Consider the following 19824-nt stretch of genomic DNA (forward strand, 5'->3'; position numbering starts at 1 on the left):
GGTCTGGCGCAGATCCGCCATGCGGTCCGCGACCGGCAATCGTGTTCTTCGGGAGATGATCGAACTGAAGCGCCGATGGTCGGGAGGATTGGCGGTCCGGCGCAGGAAGACGGGGAGAAGACACCAATGCCGTTGCCGCAACGCGCGTTTTACACGGTCCAGGAGGCCGCGCTCCGATGGGAATGCTCACTCAGCGATCTCGCCGGTTGGGCGGCGGTGGGGAAGCTGGAAATCGTGGCGGCGCTCCGACCGGTGGTTCAGCAGGGTCAGGTCCATGCGGGCTTTGTCGCCGTGCCGGCCGCGGATATCATGGGCCTGTTCGACGGCGGCGCTGCCGAAACCGGCAGCCTGAAGCTCTGTCGTTTCCGAGCGGCCGATGGGGACGACTGGACGCTGATCGAAACGCCCGACAAATGCGTCCATCTGCGGCTTGCCGATCTCAAGATCACCGTCGAGGAGATGCAGCGTTTCGAGAGCGAGCATGGGCTGATGCGCAGGCTCGCCGCCAATAGCGGTGCCCCGTCGCGCCATAACTGGGAGGGTCTGCTGGCGTTCCTGATCCAGCGGGTCCATGTCGAGGGCGTACCTGCGACGCAGGGCGAATGGATCGCCGTCGCACAGGACTGGTTCGCGCAGAATTCTGAGGGCGGCGAGATTCCCGACGAGAGCACGATCCGGCGGCGCTTGGGGCCGATCTGGAAGTCGCTGCAGGCGGCGGCATAGGGCAGGACGCTGCTGCGCCCAGCGCCGTGAGAATACGATGGGTCAGGCGCTCTTCCGCGCCTGCTCTCCGGCATCATGCACCAACTGCGGCCGTGGCCGAAACGCGCTGGCCACCGCATCGACCCCGGCGCGGAGCGGCGAATCCATCAGATGGGCATAGCGCGCCGTCGTCTGGGTCTGGCTGTGACCCAGCAGCTTGCCGATCATTTCCAGCGAGGCGCCGCCGCTGACCAAGAGCGAAGCAAAGGTGTGGCGCAGATCGTGGATCCGGACATCCTCGATCCCGACCTGCTTCTGGATCTGCGCCCAGAAGCGGCGGATTTCCTTCACCGGCTGGCCGGGCACATCGCCCGGAAAAAGGAAGGCGCAACCGCGCGGCACCAGCAATTGCCGCTGGCGGACGATGGCAGCCGCTTCATCCGAGATCGGCAAGCGGTGAATCTTCCGCTGCTTGGTCATGCTGGCGGGCTTGGACCAGCTCAGATGTTCGAGGTTGAAATGCTCGAACCGCGCCTGCCGGACTTCGCCGACCCGTGCTCCGGTCAGCATGCAGAGCCGGATGATATCGGCTGCCCGCCGATCCTCGGCCGCGTCCAGCGCGGCGGCGAGTTTGCGGATTTCCTCCTGCGACAGAAATCGCTCGCGCGGGTTCTCGATCCGGCGCCGAAAGCCAGATGCCGGATTATCCTCCCGCCAACCCCAGCCCTGCGCATAGGTGAACATTTTTCGAAGCACTTCGCCGACGCGGTTGGCACGCACGGGGGTGGGCTTTGCACCTTGCAGCTTCCTTGCCCGGTTGTTGGGCTTTTCCTTGTGTGGTCGGGCACGACCCTTGGCGATCTGGTTCAGGAGCTTTTCCACGTCGTAAGGCGTGATCTCGGTCACAAGACGGTTGTTCCAGTCCGGCCCGACCAGCTTGGTCAGCATGGAGCGCTGATCGGAGGCATTGGTCTTCGCCAGATTCGGCAGATGAACCTCGGCATGGCGCTCAACCAGATCGCTGAAGCGCGGTGCGTCCCGACCATCCTCCTTCGTGCCCAGCGGATCGCCCCCGGCATCGATATCCCGCCGCAATTCCTTCGCCCGTTCCCGCGCCGCCGCCGTCGACCATTCCGGCCAGCGCCCCAGCGTCATCCGCCGCTGCCGTCCGGCATGGCGGTAATCCAGCGTGAAGGCCCGATTGCCAGAGCGGTAGATGCAGATCGCAAATCCCCGCACCTCGCTGTCGAAAATCTGATAATCCCGGCCCGGCTCCGGCGCCGCCTCGCGCACCGATTTCTCGTTCAGCCTCAGTCTCTTGACCATGCCCAGCGCCTCCTTCTTGCATCCCACATGAGGCTCAGCCTCGCGCGCATGGCAAGTCATACATCGGCACCCACACCGGCGGGGAGGCGGAAGGTGGCGGAACTACGGTGGAGGCGTGCCGGTGGGGTGCTTATCCAAGGGGGAAACGGGCGTATTTTGTTGAAAAACTCTTCTTGATTGGTGGGCTGGTCGCTGATTCAATTCCGTTGTCAGGCGGGAGGATCGGCGATGATGGGTCCACGGCAGGAAGCACAAGCAGCACTGTTCTACGCGTTTTCGCTTGAGGATCATGTCCCGCAGGACCATCTGCTGCGGTCGATTGATCGCTTTGTCGATCTGGACAGTATTCGGGCTCACTTGGCGGATTTCTACAGCCACACGGGCCGCCCCTCGGTCGATCCCGAACTTCTGATCCGCATGCTTCTGGTCGGCTATTGCTTCGGTATCCGGTCCGAGCGGCGGCTATGCGAAGAGGTGCATCTGAACCTCGCCTATCGCTGGTTCTGCCGTTTGGACCTGACCGACCGGGTGCCGGATCACTCGACGTTTTCCAAGAACCGGCATGGTCGGTTTCGCGAGAGCGAGTTGCTGCGTCGCCTGTTCGAGACCACGGTAGCGCGCTGCATTGCCGAAGGACTGGTCAGCGGACAGCGGCTGGCGGTGGATGCCAGCCTGATCGAGGCGGATGCCAATAAGCAGAACTCGACCCCGAAGGAAGATTGGGATGCAACGCAGATAGACCCGTCGGATGCGCCCCGCGCCGTGCGCGAATATCTCGACACCTTGGACAAGGCCGCATTTGGCGCCGCCAGCGAGGTCCAGCCCAAATTCACCTCGCATTCCGATCCGGCCAGCCAGTGGACGGCGGCGCGTAAGGGACCGGCATTCTTCAGCTGTTCCGACAATTACCTGATCGACACGGATCATGGTGTGATCGTCGATGTCGAGGCAACACGATCAATCCGGCAGGCCGAGCTCGGATCAACCAAAACCATGCTGAAGCGTGTGAGGGACAGGTTCGATCTCCATCCTGAACGCCTGATCGCCGACACCGCCTATGGCACCGGCCCGATGCTGGGCTGGCTGGTTGACCAGGGCATCGCACCGCACATCCCTGTCTTCGACAAATCCGGCCGCCCCGATGGAACATGGACCCGGGCCGACTTTGAATGGGATGCCGGGAACGACCAGTATATCTGCCCGGAAGGACATGCGCTGAAGCAGTTCCGCCGCAACTATTCGGACCCGAACCGCGGCCCGACCGGCAAGGGAACCGCCGAATACCGCGCGCTGAAACTGACCTGCCAGGCCTGCCCATCGAAACAGAAGTGCTGCCCGAACGCCGATGCCAGATCGATCACCCGTGAGGAACACGAAGATGCGCGCCAGATCGCCCGGGACATCGCCCTGACCCGCCAATACGAGATCTCGATGAAGCTGCGAAAGAAGGTCGAGATGCTGTTTGCCCACCTCAAGCGCATCCTCGGCCTCGGGCGGCTCCGACTACGAGGACCATACGGCGCAAGCGACGAATTCCTCCTCGCCGCCGCAGCCCAGAACCTCCGCAAACTCGCCAAGATCTTTCCTGCACCGCAGCATCCACGAAAAGCCTGACACCAGAATGGCTTGAGGCCAAAATCACCGCCTAAACAAACCGCTCAAAACGCCGGGTTTTTCAACAGAATCGGCGGGAAGCGAAAGTTCGCTGTGGGGGCAAACGCTTTATAGTCGTTCAACTAACGGGAAGTTCGAATCCCGTCCGCTCCGCCAAACACCGCCGATTGCCGCCGAAAATAGCCCATGTGCCGCCGATTGCCGCACGCGGAAATGGCGGTTTCTGGCGGAAGTCGCTCCCCATCACCTCGGGGCCGTCAGAAGAACCTGAGTCATCCGCACGAGTTCATCCTCGAACTCCTTCGTTCCGAAGTAGGCTGACTCCTCCATGAGCGCTGCCCTTGCTGCGCCGATAATCGCGCGGGTCAGGACATAGGCGGTGATGGGTTTCAATTCCCCTGTTTTCGCCTGCGCGCTGAGAATATCCGGCATGACCCGGTCGACAGGTCTGGCCAGTTCGTCCGACAACCCGTTGGCAATCAATGCCTCAATCAGGGCCTTCCGGCTTCTCGGTCTGCCATGAAAGCCCTGCAGCAAGGCCTGGATTCCACGACGAAGGGGATCAACTGCTTCGTCGACCTGCTCCGCGCCGGAAACGCCCGCTGCCACCGCTTGACTGGTTTCAGCCAGTTCCTGACGTGCCAGAGCGATCAGGATGGCGTTCTTGTCCGGGAAGTATTGATAGAGCGTCCCGATGCTGACCCCGGCCTTTTCCGCGATGGCATTGGTAGTCAGGGCGCCCACGCCATCCTGCTGCAAAATCTGAGCCGTCGCCTCCAAGATCGCATCAACACTGGCCTTCGCCCGAGCCTGCGTTGGAATTTTCCTATATGAAACAATATCTTTCATCTCTGGCCGCGCTCATTCCCGGATTTTCGCAATGCGAGTTTATAAATGTGAGCATTACTCATATTTCTTTGCCACACAACAACCGAAGCAAGGAAATACGGAAATGAAACCTGCAATCACTGAAACCATCGCAGTCATCGGCCTTGGCAAGATGGGAGCCGGAATGGCGCAGAACATTCAGGCCGCTGGAGCTGAACTCGTCGTGTTCAACCGCACCACGGCAAAAGCGCAGCCGTTTGTTCAGCATGGCGCACGGCTGGCCGAAACCCCGCGCGACGCGGCGGCGAGCGCGTCCATCGTGCTCACCAGCCTTATGGATGATGTCTCGGTGCGTGAGATCGTAACAGCATCCGACGGCATTCTGGCGAGCCTGAAGCGCGGTGGAATCCACCTTTGCGCGACGACGGTCTCACCCGAACTGGCGGCGGAACTGACAGAGCTGCATCGCCAGCATGGCAGCCACTTCGTATCGGGAACCGTGGTCGGACGGCCGGATGTGGCGGCTGCGGGCGAGTTGATCACGCTTTTGTCTGGTGACGATGCGGCCATGGCACGGTGCAAACCTGTCTGCGAAAGCTATTCCGCCAAGGTCGTCGCCCTCGGGAGTCGCCCCGGGCTGGCCAACTATGCCAAACTTTCCATCAACTATTTCGCGGTTTCCAGCATGGAATTGATGGGCCAGATTTACGCCTATGGTGATGCGGTTGGCATTGACCGTGCCTTCTACGGTCGGCTGTTCGACAGCAGCTTCTCCAATCCGATCCTGAAACTCTACGCCGTTAAGATTCGCGACCGCGCATTTGAGACCGGGGTCGGTTTTGAGTTGTCAGGTGGATTGAAAGACGTAAAGCTCATGGCCGCAGCCTCTGAGCGGACATCTAAATCCTTCGAATATGCACCCATCATCATCCGCAAGATGGAGCAAGCCATTGAGCATGGCCGCGCCAATAACGACTGGAGCGTGTTTACAGCATTCCCGGGCAGCGAGGCTGACTCCACTGTCTAACGGCGCGTTCCAAAATGGTCTTCGTGGCCTTCCTATGGTACGCTATTTTTGAACACTCCTCGCGTTGGTCGGCGACTAAATTAGGCTGCCGACCAATTTGAGTTAGTCATTTCATAGGGCTATGGCGTCGGTGTAGTTCTCTTTTTCATCGGCTTCGGCCCAGCAACAGCTCCATCGCTCCCGAATTAGTTGAATGACGAGGGCAACAAGGTGACACGCTACGCAGGTGGTTGAGCGCCACCGCACAATTACTAGCTGATGCCGCCCGTTTAGTTTGGCATCAGCTGGGTGGTTGGCAGCTGTCTGAGTCACTAATCTCATAAGGTAGGTAGAAAATTGCTTCCCAAATCATGCCAGCTTCGGCATAGTTGGCTTGGCTGAACTGCTTCTGCCTACCGCACTTCTATCTCGTTTGAGCAATACTGCAATCTTGTCTATCCTTGGGCGCTGCCAAAGCTGCAAGAATGCAAAAGTGCTGCAGAGACTAAATTTATGGGGTGTCTTACGTCGATGTCCTTCATTCGCTCGCTGAAATCTTCTTGGTTGATCGCATTGCTTTTGTTCGTGAATGCGAACCCAAGCCTAGCTTGGGACGCTTTCCCTGTAGGGGAATCTGTTACGCTGATGCAATCAGGCACCGACTACAACGTAGAGATTAGCTGTGCCAAGACCAACGGCAGTAAGCTGCGCCTTGAAATCCGCCGAGTCTATGCGCCGATTGACGAGATAGAGCGTATAAAGTCTGTCACGCTTCATATTTATACCGGAACGTCTTTGGAATTCGCGCAGGAAATTGCGGTGGCGCTTACAACTGATCGGGACATAATGCTTACCGGCTTTGTGGATTTCGCAATGGCTGGCCTCAAAAGTCTGGCTTCTGGCAGCAAGCTTGATATTATCGATAACGCGACCGGGCGGATAATTTTCTCCAGTCCCATGCATGGCACATCGCAGGGGCGAAAGCTGTTCAAAGAACGATGCGGGATATGAGGCTGACCAGGATGACGCTTCCACGGGTGGGGCCCAATTCTCTTTACGCTTCTTTGGCTAGGTTTTGCATGGGAGTTTCGGATGAAAAAGCTCGGGCGGATTTCGATATGGGTGATGTGCATCGCGCTTCCGGCATCGTCGCTCGTCACGCCGAAAGCCCACGCATGGGAACTTGGCAAAGCTGCAGATAGCGCTTGGACGGCAGAAAGCAGCGACGGCATAAGACTTCGGTTCAGTTGCAGCCGCGGCACTGGTCGGCTGTCCATGATGCTTACGGATCTTTCCAAGGGTGCGGACCTGTCAGCTCCACTCGCCTCGATCGAGGCGTCGGAATCTCTGATGCTGACTATCCAGCTGCCCGACGGCCGCACCAGCCGTAAGCCGATTGCCAGTTTCAATGAGCAAGGCTCTGTCGCGGCCGAGATTCCTGCGGGTTCGTTCGATCTTGAGGCCTTCGCGAATGGGCAGAGTCTGATTCTTGAGGATGTCGGCACGGCAAGAGCGCTGTTTCGGTCTGGGATGAAGGGGACAGGCGCGGCACGCCTTGCCTTCAGCGAACGCTGCGGAATCTGAACGATCATTCAAGAGCATATACTCAGTCCAACCGGGAAAGGGAGATAATGCGTTATGATCCAGATTAAACACGCGCTTTTCGGCCTCTGCGTCATGAGCGCTCTTCCCGTCCATGCGCAAAGCCAGGCCGAGCGGCTGGCGCAAATGATGTCCAAGAACTACGCCATGCAGTCCCTTCAATCGATAATGCTGGGCGATCTTGAGAGCGCGCGGAACTTTGCGCTTCGCGCGTTCCCGCCCGACCCGACCGAGCAAGAAGCAATGGCGCTTCCTGAGGCCATGTTCGCTCTGGAGTTGGCGATGGGCGCGCGTATCGCGCATATCGACGACGAAGGGACGGGGCTCTACAGTGTTGACAGCACCGGTACGAGGGCGTTCGCAGGGTTCTACGATCCTCGTCCGGAAGTGAACACGCAATATGTCACCCCGGCAATCTACGATCCCCGTGACGGGGCCCTGATCGGCGCGCTGGATGAGGTCGCGGCGTCGTCTTCCCCCGAGTTTTCTCCCGAGTTCTCGCCTGACGGCAAGCTTCTTGCCTATCCGACCTTTCCCAGAGCGAAGGTCCAGCTTTTCAGCTCTGAAGATGGAAGTCTGGTGCGTGAACTGACGACTGATGTGTCGGCGCCGTTCGATTGGCTGGTGCCAGTGCCCTTGGGCTTCTCGGCTGACGGAACGCAATACGCATATGGGTATCGTCACGACCGCGGAGGCATCCTGGTCTGGAACGTTGCCGACGGCAGCTTGGTGAGCCATCTGGCGGCGGAGGGTGAGGGCGCCGAAACATGGGTGCCACTCGGTTGGGATCATGAGGGCGGCTTCGCCGTTCAGAAGATCATCAATGATACAGCGACCGGAATGGTAACGAATGCTAGTTTGGAGCGGTGGAGCCAGGACGGAGGAAAGGCCATGCTTTCCGATCTCGCAGGCGTGATAGACACCGTATCGCTGAAATCCATCACCTTTCCGGGCGTGCCTGTTGTCTTCATGTCGGACGAGATGCGCCTGGCGGCGATTGATCTTGAGACCGGCGCAGTCCGCTTCAAGACCGAGGTTGAGTTTCCCGAAATCGCGCTTGTGCGTAACGGCACGGCATTTTCGATAAGGCCCTTCGACATCGAATCGCTTGACGATTTTCAGGTCTTCGATCTGGCGGGAAATCGGCTGCAGATATTGGGACGCGATCTCATTCCGCTGGCGCAGGCGGCTGTATCACGGTCCGGCATGATTGCGGCGGTTCCGAAAAACGCCACGCGGCATACATATCTTGGGCAGGATCTGCCGAAAGGTGCAGCACTCTATAACGCTGTCTGGGACGGACTCGACGCGGCGACCCAACAGGCCATCAACCAGGATCGGGTCGTCCGGCCATGATGATCAAGCAGGCTGCATTTGCCGGGCTGATACTGGCCCAATCCGCCCTCGCTCAGACGGATACCGAACGTCTCGCGGATCTGATGTCACGGGACTTTGCCAATCAGGCGATCACGGCGCTTCGAAAGGGGGACAGGCCGGCAGCGCTGAGCCTTGCCCTGAGAGGTCTGCCGGATCAGCCCACTGAAGACGATCTGGTGCGCTATCCCGAAGCGGTCTTTGCGCTGGAACTGGCCTATGGCGCGCGCGTCCCGCGCATCGATCAGGACAGGGACGCACGTTACAGTGTCAACAGCGACGGAACGCGGGCGTTCGTCAGCCGGTGGGAGGATCCGACACATCCTGATCAGGACAGTTTTCCCCAAGCCATCATCGACCCGCGCGACGGTCGCCTGATCGCAGAGCTGGATCCACAGATAAGGGTTCACGGGGTCACAACGCCGGGCATATCGGCCTCGTTTTCGCCTGATGGCAGCATTCTGGCCTTGCCGTCGAACGAGACATCGATCGTTCATCTCTACGCCGCCGAGGATGGCGCATATATTGGTGAAATGAAACCCAGTCCCGAGGCGAGTGGAGGAAAATCCATCGGCTACGAGGCCGGCTTCAATCAGGACGGGCGCCTTTATGCGCGCGCCTATAGCGTTCTCCGAACGACGGGTATCGACATATGGGATGTGCGATCACGCGATCTAATTCATAACTTTCAGACCGTCTCGGATAAGACCACGCGGCAGGTGCCTTTGGGATGGGACCATGAAGACGGATTGATCGTTCAGACGACGCGAAGCGATCCGGACAGGAAAATTCCTGATAAAATCATCATCGAGAGATGGAAAACGGATGGGACGAAATCGGCGCTCGTCTCGCGGGAAGGTCGAAAATACGACATGGATGTCACCGCCTTTGCCTATCCAGAAACCGGCCTTCTATTCCTTGCAGGTGAACAGGGGCTGGAGGCCGTAGACATGTCGACCGGCCAGCTACGCTTCAGTCATCCGATGATCGGGCCGTTCGCGGCCCTTGCGCGCGACGCTCATGCGGTCGTGCTTCGGCCCCGTTCGCTGGTCCAGCCGGACGCCTTCACCGTCCTTGATCTGGATGGTAACGAACTTGCTATCAGAGGGAATGACGCAATCCCTTTCATGCATGACGTTTTCTCGCCTGGCGGCAATCGTATAACCATGTCGACCGGTCTGCTGCAGACGACCTACGCGGGGGCTGGCGCGCCTCAGGGTTTGACGCTGTACGAGCGGGTGTGGAGCGAAATGAGCGAGGCCGAGCGACGGAATATCAGTGTCGAGCGCGTGCCTCGCCCGTAGCCGTAACGTCAACGGTGCCGCCACAAAGGAGGCATCATCTGTCCGTCCTTGGCCGTTATATCGAGGTCACCCGATGCGTAAAACTAAATCTGCGTTCCTGATTGCCTTTTCTTACCTTCTTGCGAACCCGGTCCACGCTTGGGACAGAGTTAACAGCACCATGAACAGTGCCTTCTATGAGGCCGGTTCCGGCGATGTGACGATCTTGATCGGGTGTTATCCGGGTAGCGCAGAAATCCAGTTCACAATCAAAAGTGGAAGGCCGTTCCTGACCGGAAAAGAGCAACCGCGGACTATCGCTTTCGTAATTGACGGGGTGCGCTTCGCATCGGGTCTGTCGGACTACCTGACCGGTCAAGAAGAAAGCTGGATCTCCGGAACATTTCCGTTCGGTCGGCATGCGGCCGTATTTGCAGGAGGTAACTCCATGACGGTTATTGATGCGACCGGCCGAAACGATGAGACTTTCCTGACCGTGGATCTTAAGGGATCCTCGTCTGCCATAAAAAAGCTATTGCAGACCTGCCCGGCGGCGGCAGGGCGATAGGTTGAGGGAAGCGTCTGAACTGTTCGAAACCTCTTCCTGCCGCCATTTATACGACGTGCTTCGGCATTCATGCCTTACGGAGGACAAATGAACCGCAAGATGCTGAGGGCGCTGATGCTGATGCTGTTCGTCGCCCCGAACTCTCTTCACGCCAGAGGCGAAGTGATCGAAATCGACCGGACGGAGATCGACGATCTGCTGCGAGGGTCCGGTTGCCCACGCGATTCTGCCAAGCAATATACAAGCATAACGGCTGGAATGATCTATATCGAGTGCCTGACTCGCGTGCTTGAGCGGCTGGGATGTATGGAACCGCCCGAAGGTGGCTCGCCGTCTTTTGACCGTGGGCTGCAGTGTCTGAGGGAAGCGAACGGGCGCCCAAAAGGAACCGGAGGCGGGCAGCGGATAGATGACGTGCGCCTGATGCTGGGCGCTTACGCGTCGGATGGCGATGGCTCGGTCCCGCTGATGGGGATTTCGCTGGAAGGCCGGGATGTCAGGACCCTTGCCGCCGATGCGATCCTTGACCCGTTCGTGACGAGCGAGGCGCCACTGGCGGGTGCGGAAGCAGTTCGTGATCGGTATGGCATTGAGCTTATGGCGCGGGACGGGGGCGGGTTCACAATCGGCAGGGTGTCCGTCGGCGGGCCTGCATTTTTGCAGGGCAAGGGCTTCGGGACCGGCGATGCCCTTGAGCAGGTGATCTTCGATACGCCCGGACAAGATGCAGAAGCATGCGGGGATATGCACTGTATTCATGAGGTCGCTTCCCGAAATGAATTCGGAGAGGCAATTCGAATAGGGGCAGATCTGATATTGCAGGCCGAGGCGCCAGACAGTCCACCCTGGATCGAGGTTCGCACCGATAAGCGCCAGGATTTGCTGCGTAAATACATGAACCAAATACTCTGGGCAAAGCTGGGATTAGTCATAGTTGATGGTGACGGCGGAGGATATGCAAAGGTCCACAAGGTGAGGGGGCAAGGTCCGGCCGATCAGGTCGGGCTGACAGAGGGTCAGAAAATTCTGTCTCAACATGAGCCAAAGAACTGGGAAAGGCGAAACGACCAGCGCCGGCTTCAGGGGGCTGATTATATCATTGACGGAGTTTATGATGCTCTGAATGAGTCTTATTTTATTGGAATCATCGGATTTTACTCTGGCGCCATTGGCGAAAAGCCACAACATCGAAAGATTACGGTGAATCCTGGCGCAATTGTTTTCGATGGTGGCGTCGTGGCCTTAGATGCCGATAGAGAGTTTTCCGCGGTGAACCCTGGGCGAGATCGTCGTGAGGCGGAGCGCAACTGGAAGCTGGCGTCAGAGAGAAAGGCCCAGGAAATCGAAGCGGCACGGCCCCGGGAATTTGTCATGTTCGAGGAAGCCGAGCGAAGCATTTTGGAGCTTGTCTATAGGGGTGAGTATGCGGCCGCTGCCAATTATGTGCCTCAGCGGGCCGAGTACACGCCATCGGTTGACAGTATATTCATGGATCCAGTTCGAAGGATGATCCATTCAGGATATTCTGCGATGCGGTGGAAGCCCCTGGTAAAGGACTACGCGATTTGGCGTGCATCTGTGTTGGGTGCTTGTCCCGGGGATGGCAGAGCCCTGACTGTCGTGACGACAACGACAGAAGACGGGCGGATAGTTGGTGAAGAGAGCCGTCAGTATTTTTTCAATCCAGATTTTTATCGAATAACAGTTGAACTAGATAATTTTGACACTGGAACGGGCATGAACGCATTTCGTCTTCCATGGGCTGAGTTCTTTGGTCAGCTAAGCTGCAATAGCGAATTTTTGTCTACTATGGACAGGAATATGGTAGAATTTTATGATTACTGATAATGGTGCGGCTCTGTCGTACAAATCAGCTGCTGGTCGGGGTTTCTTTTTCCCGGAACGGGTCTGTCGGACGGCTTCAGTAACAGGGATGCCGAGCGCGGTGTAGCCATTGGGGACGGTGACACGGACTTGGAGTTCGGTGATTTGCCGGATCCAGATGTCCCGGACCTGTCCAATTCGGACGGTTACGAAGTGATGTTCCACGACCTGCGCTTTCCCTGCGCCACCAGCGTAACGCAGAAGCGAGTCGCTACGAAGTTGGAAAGGGTACTTAACCTGCCACGATGCTGCGATGGTGTCGAATAAGGTTCACCTCAACGCCACCTCAACCCTTGGCTGCAGTTTTCGCGTGGGTTGGGCCGTCCAAAGCCGGGTGATGCGGTCGAATGTCGGCATGGAAGTCGCAAGAAAACAAACAGTTATCTCATAAGTCGCTGATAATACTAGATTTTGCAATTTCCGCTTTGATCGGCTCATAACCTGAAGGTCGTAGGTTCAAATCCTACCCCCGCAACCAAAAAAATTTAAATAAATCAAGTAGATATGTGGGAGGTATTATTATACTCACGCCCAATCGCCCACTTACATCAACGCCACATCAACACCAGACACCAAAAACTGCGTAAGCGTCCGGGCTGACTGATCAGCCCCACCTAGGTGGTCCAACTTGATTGTTAGCGCATGATCGGCCTACGGTCCATTGCGACGATGGTTTCCGGTGCCGGTGGGCGGTAGCCCAAGGCGCTGTGTGGGCGTTTTGTGTTGTTGTGTGCTGGTGATCAGCTAAATCGACATGCATGATCATGACATTTCATCATGGGCGGGCAATCAGAACCGACAGTCTTGAGCACCCGCCTCGACATTGATGTGCAGCGACGTCAGATCGTTTTTCGTCGCAAGGACGGTCCAGAAAGCTCGATGCGATGCGCAGCACTGGTGAGGCGATCGAGTATTGCATCTGCGATCGTCGGATTATCGATGAAGGCATGCCAGTTCTCGACCGGCAACTGACCACAAACGATGGTCGCGCGTTCGCCAATTCGGTCATCCAGAAGCTCCAGAAGATCATGTTTGCCTGTCGCCTTGAGCTTGCTGACGCCGAAGTCGTCAAGGATGAGCAAGTCTGCCCGCTTATAATACGCACGCAACCGCGGGGTGGTGCCTTCCAGATGCGCAAGCTCAAATTCCTCCAGGAGGCGGGAAACCATCCTATAGGAGACGCTGATGCCGTTGCGGATGGCCTGCATCCCCAGGCAGCAGCCGAGCCAAGTTTTTTTTCTGTACCGCTCTTGCCGGTGATCAGCACATTCTGGTTACGATTAATCCAGTCGCAACTTAACAAGCGTGTCGTTAGCGATTTGTCCAGATTTCGCTGACTGCCATAAGTCAGTTCTTCGGGCTGGGCGTGAACACGCAATTTTGCGGCGCGTAGAAGGCGTTCTTTTCGAGCGTTCAGGCGGTACAGTTCTTCGGCATCGACCAGCATGGCCAGCCGGTCTTCGAACCCCAAGTCCGCTTGCTGAGGAGTTTCGACCTGTTGGCGCAATGCCTTCTGCATCCCTTTCAGTTTAAGATCGTCGAGTTTTCGTAGTGTCGCTTCAACGCTCATGTATCGGTCCTCCCGTAATAGCTGGCTCCGCGGATGTTCTTGTGATTGGCGCTCGGATCCTCGGTTCCGTCTGCCTTAACCGGGGTCTCTATCCGAGCCGGCTGCGCAATCAATCGTTCAATCCGCCTGATATGCGGTGCGTCGGGGCAATGCGTCAGAACCCAATCCGCAGCCTGAACGACGATCTCCTCGCCGTGATGGTCGACAAGTTCGGCAAGTTTGCGCGCGCATTTATCCGTCGCATTCGGGTTCTTCCAAACCGCCAGATGAAGTCTGAGATAGCGGTCGATTGGCTTCGCCTGATACCTGCCCCAGGTATTGAAATATCGATGTCGGTGATCACCATGGAAACGATGGTTGTCCGGCTGATGGTGTCTGAGCGTCGAAACTTTACCTACGCCCTGCAACTGCGGATGAATGGCCACGCGTCGACGAACATGAAAGAGGCTGACGACCTCCTGATCCTCGAAGAGGTCGACGGTCTTGCCAATCAACTCATGTGGTACGGAATAGAAATTGCCGCGATATTCGACGTGATAGTCTTCGGGAACGCGAACCGACCTGATGTGCTGAAGGTTCCGAAACGGTCGATGCGGCAGCGCTCTCAAACGGCTTCTTTCTTCTTCTTCGAATATCTGTCTTCGAGACCGTCCGCCAAGGCGACGCATAGGCTTATCGTTGATCCGGTCCAGTTCGATCCCAATGGCGCGGTTGATTTCGGGGATGGAATGAAATGTCTGGCGAGATAATGGTAGCGTGATCCAGCGTTTGACATGCAGCACGGACTGCTCGACGAGGCCTTTGTCCTGTGGGTTACCAACGCGAGCTGGAAGTGGCGTTACGCCATAATGCTGCATCGCCCGATCAAAGGCAGCATTGAGCACTTGGCCACGTGCATGGGATCTCGGGTGGATCACAGCCGCCTTCAGATTGTCCGGGACAATATACTTCGGCGTCCCTCCAAAGTAGTCGAACATGGCGACATGGGCCTTTATCCAACTTTGTGCGCTCTGGTCAGGCACTGCGGTCGCGAAGATAAGGCGGCTATGCCCCAAAGCGCCAATGAAGAGCTCGACATGGCGCTTTTTGCCAGTTTCCGGGTCCGTGAGTTCCGGGCGCTTGCCTGAAAAATCGACGAAGGCTTCCTCTCCGGCAATTCGCACCTGCCGCATGATCGGACCGCGCTTTTTGAGATGCGCCTTGAGTTTGCGGCAAAATCGCGTGTAACTCATGGGAACTTCGGACTGCCGCGCGTATTCATTATGCAGTACGGTCATGACCATACCCTTCTCTGACGACATGCGCCGCGCCATCAGGTCCCAATCAGGTTCGGTCCAGGTCGTGGGCAATAACTCACGCTTGAGGTCGAGAAGATCGCGCAACGCGTCCACGGTCAGCTCGTCGATTTCGGCCAAACTTAAAGGGCGATTACGAAGCTTACTCCGATATTTGCCAACTGTCGTGCGGTGTATGTCACACACCCGACCGATGGCGACATTGCTCAGATCTTCCATGACGATCAGACGCAGTGCTTTCTTGAAATCCATGTCTGGCATCCTCCAGTTACGCCGGTGCTGATCGGCGCGATTGAAAAATCGTCCGGTGTCAGCCTTGACGTGATTGCGGTGATGTAAGAGGGTTGCCTTATCGGTGTCCTACCGAAGGCATTTTCAGAGGGCGTACACGGGCATGTGTGCGCCCTCTGCAATTTTTAGGGCCAAGTCATTTCCCGTCCTCTGATGATTCAGTGTTCCATATTTTGTCGACCGGGACGCCGAGCTTCTCAGCCAGTGCCTTGGATATGCGGGCCGAGCGGCGCTCTTTTTTGGCAACATCGACCACCGCAGTGTGGGACACTCCGAGTTCACGAGCGATCGCCCGGAAACTGGTGCCGGATCGCTTCAGAGCATGCTTCAATTTCTCGTAGGACGGGTCCATGCCGCCTCGGGTCCAATAGACGTGTTTCGCAGTCAATTGGAGCGAGAGGACTAAGTCAAGTTACTGATTTTAATACAATATTGTAAGATTGGGGATGGTATTAGAATATTGCAGCTGGGACCCTAGGTTCAGGGAAGGCTCTGCCTGAACGGACCGTCCACGTCGTCCACGACCTTTTTATTCTTTGATGTCCGTTGCTTGAAGTGAATCAGAACCCTCATGGAACGCGCGCGCTCCTCCGGCAAGATTTGACCTGAGGGTACAAGATCGAGGTTCATACGATTTTCGCATTGAATAACGGCCTGATGGTACTGAAAGCTTCCAAAGAAGCTTCGTGATGCCGTCCGGCGGCGCGAATAATCCTTTTGATCGCCTGCCGCGCCGAGTCGGGCAGCCAGCTGCTTAGCCAATCAGATTTCAGCAGGATAAACCAGTTCGCTCCGGAAATACGGTGGTAACTCGCCCAGTGAGGCCAGACCAAAAGCTGTGGCGATCCGCCCAAGCATGCGCTCTCTATACTGAGGCTGGAAAGCTCGCAGCTTCGGAACCGCAGGGACCGGATGCAAGTACCAGTCTGATTGAGTCGCTATTGATCTCGCGGTCACGGCATCCATGGTTCCAGTAGCTTCACAGCCCCTTCTAGCTTCCATCGCCTTACGGAGATAGGCTTCCACCTACAATACGGCAAGCGCGCCAGACAGCTGGCGTTGGTGTCAGCAAGCGCGGGCGGAAGGCTGGCTTTCGCTGCACTTCAATCGAACGACGGAAAAGGAGCCGTGAGCGGACAGGCGGGTTCTGGAAAGCACTGGCCAGTAGGCGGCCGTTCATGCGGCGCATCATCGAGCAAAGTTTGCCTCGTCAGTTCGCGACCTAATCCGAGCCGTTCGATGGCCCACTGTAGAGTTTCACCTGCAGTTTAGGCGGTGGGCGCATGAGACCGGATCGGTATGAGCCGGCAAAACTTGTCGGGTGCGCAGAAACACCGCACTGTGTGGACTCAGGAACGAAATAGGCATCGGCGATTGGCGGTGGCAGAAGCGTCGCTACTGTCGTTGCGATAGTGACTTGTAGTAAATCCTAGCCGCGCCGGGCGTGGGCTCGAAGGTGAAGCAATCGCAATAGTCATCGATCGCCTGCATTACGCCGAGCAGGGACGGGCCGGAGAATGCCGCTGTCTGGCCGGTGCCCCAGTGGCTTAGGAAATTTCCGACGATTGTCACCATGTTGGTGTTCAGACCGGCTTGCTGGGCCGCGTCGAGTGCGAGACTGTTTGCGGCCCTGTGCAGCTTGACGGCCGCCTCAATGGCTTTGAGGAATTCGCTCGACAATTGCTTGTCGTCATTGAAGGCTATGTCCACAGGCACCGGGATCCGGAGCTTGCTGATGAGACCGCTCAATCGGTATTCAAGATACTGCCTTACGCCTTCCTTCGCTGAATCAACCTGACCAGCCTGAAGCATCGAGATAGTGCGGTCCCGCACCCTGTTGACCGCTCCGGCCTGCGGCAGGACGGCGACCTGCGGCGATCCCTCGAGGCGCTGGTGCCACCACGTTCCCGAACCGCTGTGCTTGTTGAACAGCTTCTCAAGCATCGTGTCGTGGCTCAACAGGATCACCTGCGGACCTGTCGCGTTTCCGGGCCTCGCGAAGGTGGTTCTGATGAGCTCAACGAGGAAGTGCTGGTGCCCGGCGTCGAAGCTGGACGTTACGTCATCGAGAACTACGAATTTCGGCAGTCCGCCATAGAGGGACGCAGCCGCCAGATAGAGTGAAATCGCGAAGGCGTTGCGGAAACTCTCTGAGAGAAGCGCTTGGGGTGAGACGTTCGTCAGCCCGTAGAAGTGGGCAAGGCCGATGCGCAGTTCCTCACTGTTCGCCTTCTTAGAAACGGCCGGCTCGACCCCGTGGAACGACATCTTCTTGAAATAGTCTTTGAAGACCGGCTCGACGGCAGCGAGGCGCGCCTTGCTCATGCCCGCCTCTGCGGTCGCGAATGTCTTTGATGCATCAACAAGAAAGTTGCGAACTCGATCGACACAGGCGTCTCTCGCGGTTTCTTCCCCTATCACTTCCCGGGATTGCTCGAGTTCATGCCAGCTATCCTGCAAGCGTCGCGCGGTCTCCACTTTCTTAGTGACCTCGACCGAGGACGGCGGCAGTTCTTTCTCGAGTTGGGCCTGCTCGGCTGCCAGCTTCATATCGTTCTCGCCGGCCTTGGTACGCAGCGCCGCAAGATGTTCCACCAACGCTTCGGCTTCCGCCTTGGTGATCGAGCCTTGGGCGGCTCGGGCCTGCCGCACGGCGAGCAGCCGTTTTTCGGCGGTGGGCTCTAAAGTGGATTCGAGCTGAAGAAGCTCTGTCCACCCAGCCTCGTTCCATTCCGTCGCCAGCGCCGTGGTCGCCTTATCCAAAGCTTCGAACTCGGACAGCTTGGAGGCAATGTGGTCCCGCAGGCTGTGAGCTCCCGTCCCATCGCAAAGCGGGCAAAGATGCGGATCCTGCCACTCTCCGGCTTCCACGACCTTCGTGCCCGCCTGATAAAGCTGGAGCATCAGATCGCCGGCGGTCTTCTCCAGTGCGTTCTCCCGCTCGGCGGCCCGCGTGGTCAATTGCGCGGCCCGCTCCGTGACTGGAGCCTCGTGATTGACTTTCTCGAGGTCGCCGCGTTCTCGAATACGGGCGCTGAGGCGCTCGCGTTTCGGGCCGGCCTCGGCATCCTTGATCGCCTCTATGCAAGCGTCGATGTCGATGGTGGCGAATGCCCTTCCTTCACAGACGGGTTTCAGGGGCGGTATCTGGGCCAGCGCGTCCCGGCACTTCTCTTTCGCCGCCGGCGCATCCAACTCGCCGATGGCCGTGCCGACTAGAATCTCGTAGTCCTTGGCGATCGCCGCTGACAGTTCACCGGCGGTCCGTTCTTCACGTGCCTTGTTCTGCGAATGGGCGGCGGTGTCGAAGTGATTGTTGAACGCGCGCGTGTTCGCCAGACCTGCGAGGGCCTGACGAAGGTCGCTATATGCGGATAGCCCCAGCAGGCCGGAAAAGGTGCGCCCCCGAACGAGTGGGGCCGCGGCGATGAACTTCTGAAATGTCGGTCCATCGAGGAACACGAACTCGCGGTTGAGCGCGGTCAGTATCGCGCTGGCGTCCCACGGCGCCGTGGCGGCGACCGAGCGAAGGCCGAGCGTGTTCCGGCTGACGGTGATCTCGCATTTTTCTCCGCAGGGCTCGGCGACGAGCCGGAGCTTTATGGTCGATTGACCGGTCGAGTGAAATCGATTCTGATAGTAATCTATGTCCCGCTCGGCGGCGGGGAGTTCATCCAGCCAAGGTAGCTTTCCGGTTATCGCGTAACGCACGGCATCGTAGACCGATGTCTTGCCCACGCCGTTGACTGCAGAGATGCTGCTGACCTTGGCGGGTTGCACCTTAAGCTCGAGGGGATGCCCCTCATTGTTCACGCCCCTGAATCCCTCGATCGAAACCCCCTCAAGTAACCAGCCGGTCACTGGCGGGAGGGGCGCGGCCAATGGTTGGGCGGTAGCCGCGTTTGCGGGCGCTACCGCCGCCTCGCCTGCATCCTTGTCCTCGGCCTGCAGCGCCGCGCAAATCTCGAACAACCGATCCCAGACTTCGTCCGCCTGGTATTTTCCCTCGAGAAGCGCTGGAAATTGCTTGCGCATTTCCACTCCCAGCGCGGCGTCCATCAGGTCGATATAGTTTCCGAACGCGGATAGATTGTCGTCGAGACTTGCATTCTCGTCGAATGCGAAGGCCGCTGACTGTACAGCCATAATATACGCGCCCTATGTTTGCCCGTCTCAATCATGACGTGAATATTTCGTGGACACAAGTGTCGCAGGTTTGATCGCGGTGAGCGGCGCTGTGGTGATTGAGCCTCCGCCAGCAGCCACCAAAATGCCAGAACCCGTGAATGCCACGCTGTCACCGAGAATCGTGCTTGGAGGGCAATTCATGACCGACCACATCATCGCGCGCGGTGGATCTTGTCGAAGCCTGAACCCGAATAGTGATGCCACGCCGTTAGGGTCGCCAAGTACGAGCCGAAACGTCCGCTTCCTGATGATGACAAAGTCTAGCTGAAGGACCGCGATTGAGGTGCTTTGCT

15 protein-coding genes and 2 pseudogenes are annotated in these 19824 nt (G+C 57.8%); 9 read left to right on the top strand and 8 right to left on the bottom strand.

Features of this window, described 5'->3' with window-relative positions; genetic code table 11:
- Positions 1–126 precede the first annotated feature (126 nt).
- The gene (locus FQV27_RS18910) at positions 127–723 is read left to right on the top strand and encodes a hypothetical protein (RefSeq protein ID WP_186827321.1); all 597 of its coding nucleotides are present in this window, start codon (positions 127–129) and stop codon (positions 721–723) included.
- A 42-nt stretch (positions 724–765) separates the two neighbouring features.
- On the opposite strand, the gene FQV27_RS15290 is transcribed toward FQV27_RS18910, so the two are convergent.
- Positions 766–2028 carry a tyrosine-type recombinase/integrase gene (locus FQV27_RS15290; protein WP_147100171.1) on the bottom strand — a complete coding sequence of 421 codons (1263 nt, stop codon included), beginning with the start codon at positions 2026–2028 and terminating at the stop codon, positions 766–768.
- A gap of 228 nt (positions 2029–2256) precedes the next feature.
- Here FQV27_RS15290 and FQV27_RS15295 point away from each other — a divergent pair, with 228 nt between their 5' ends.
- On the top strand, positions 2257–3642 hold the full coding sequence (locus FQV27_RS15295; protein ID WP_147100173.1) for a transposase: 1386 nt from the start codon (positions 2257–2259) through the stop codon (positions 3640–3642).
- Positions 3643–3885: 243 nt separating this feature from the next.
- Here the strand turns inward: FQV27_RS15295 and FQV27_RS15300 are convergent, their stop codons facing one another.
- Positions 3886–4491 (bottom strand): TetR/AcrR family transcriptional regulator, encoded by a 606-nt coding sequence (locus tag FQV27_RS15300; protein WP_147100176.1) that lies wholly within the window; start codon positions 4489–4491, stop codon positions 3886–3888.
- A 103-nt stretch (positions 4492–4594) separates the two neighbouring features.
- Here FQV27_RS15300 and FQV27_RS15305 point away from each other — a divergent pair, with 103 nt between their 5' ends.
- The 7 genes from FQV27_RS15305 (at position 4595) to FQV27_RS15335 (ending at position 12148) form a co-directional block, all read left to right on the top strand.
- Positions 4595–5497: an NAD(P)-dependent oxidoreductase gene (locus FQV27_RS15305; RefSeq protein WP_186827322.1), complete on the top strand. Its 903-nt coding sequence runs from the start codon at positions 4595–4597 to the stop codon at positions 5495–5497.
- Between the two features lie 510 nt (positions 5498–6007).
- Entirely contained in the window at positions 6008–6487 is a 480-nt protein-coding gene (locus FQV27_RS15310; protein ID WP_147100180.1) for a hypothetical protein, read from the top strand.
- 81 nt (positions 6488–6568) lie between these two features.
- Entirely contained in the window at positions 6569–7060 is a 492-nt protein-coding gene (locus FQV27_RS15315; RefSeq protein ID WP_147100182.1) for a hypothetical protein, read from the top strand.
- A 294-nt stretch (positions 7061–7354) separates the two neighbouring features.
- On the top strand, positions 7355–8434 hold the full coding sequence (locus FQV27_RS15320; RefSeq protein WP_147100184.1) for a WD40 repeat domain-containing protein: 1080 nt from the start codon (positions 7355–7357) through the stop codon (positions 8432–8434).
- A 197-nt stretch (positions 8435–8631) separates the two neighbouring features.
- Positions 8632–9756 carry a WD40 repeat domain-containing protein gene (locus FQV27_RS15325; protein ID WP_147100186.1) on the top strand — a complete coding sequence of 375 codons (1125 nt, stop codon included), beginning with the start codon at positions 8632–8634 and terminating at the stop codon, positions 9754–9756.
- A gap of 73 nt (positions 9757–9829) precedes the next feature.
- Positions 9830–10303, top strand: a complete 474-nt coding sequence (locus FQV27_RS15330; protein WP_147100188.1) for a hypothetical protein — start codon at positions 9830–9832, stop codon at positions 10301–10303.
- An 87-nt stretch (positions 10304–10390) separates the two neighbouring features.
- On the top strand, positions 10391–12148 hold the full coding sequence (locus FQV27_RS15335; RefSeq protein WP_147100191.1) for a hypothetical protein: 1758 nt from the start codon (positions 10391–10393) through the stop codon (positions 12146–12148).
- Positions 12149–13026: 878 nt separating this feature from the next.
- On the opposite strand, the pseudogene FQV27_RS19040 reads toward FQV27_RS15335, so the two are convergent.
- The 6 genes and pseudogenes from FQV27_RS19040 to FQV27_RS15370 form a co-directional block, all read right to left on the bottom strand.
- Positions 13027–13404, bottom strand: a pseudogene (locus FQV27_RS19040) (ATP-binding protein); the annotation flags it as partial.
- A 26-nt stretch (positions 13405–13430) separates the two neighbouring features.
- Positions 13431–13757 (bottom strand): annotated as a pseudogene (locus FQV27_RS19350) (ATP-binding protein); the annotation flags it as partial.
- Positions 13754–15304 carry an IS21 family transposase gene (istA, locus tag FQV27_RS15355; RefSeq protein ID WP_186827323.1) on the bottom strand — a complete coding sequence of 517 codons (1551 nt, stop codon included), beginning with the start codon at positions 15302–15304 and terminating at the stop codon, positions 13754–13756. The gene istA and the pseudogene FQV27_RS19350, both read right to left, overlap by 4 nt.
- A gap of 175 nt (positions 15305–15479) precedes the next feature.
- Positions 15480–15695 (bottom strand): helix-turn-helix domain-containing protein, encoded by a 216-nt coding sequence (locus tag FQV27_RS15360; protein WP_147100198.1) that lies wholly within the window; start codon positions 15693–15695, stop codon positions 15480–15482.
- Positions 15696–15823: 128 nt separating this feature from the next.
- Positions 15824–16105: a hypothetical protein gene (locus FQV27_RS15365; protein ID WP_147100201.1), complete on the bottom strand. Its 282-nt coding sequence runs from the start codon at positions 16103–16105 to the stop codon at positions 15824–15826.
- A gap of 633 nt (positions 16106–16738) precedes the next feature.
- The gene (locus tag FQV27_RS15370; RefSeq protein WP_147100203.1) at positions 16739–19489 is read right to left on the bottom strand and encodes a hypothetical protein; all 2751 of its coding nucleotides are present in this window, start codon (positions 19487–19489) and stop codon (positions 16739–16741) included.
- Between the last annotated feature and the right edge of the window lie 335 nt (positions 19490–19824).

The sequence above is a fragment of the Paracoccus aurantiacus genome (assembly GCF_007993065.1).
Taxonomy (GTDB): Bacteria; Pseudomonadota; Alphaproteobacteria; order Rhodobacterales; family Rhodobacteraceae; genus Paracoccus; species Paracoccus aurantiacus.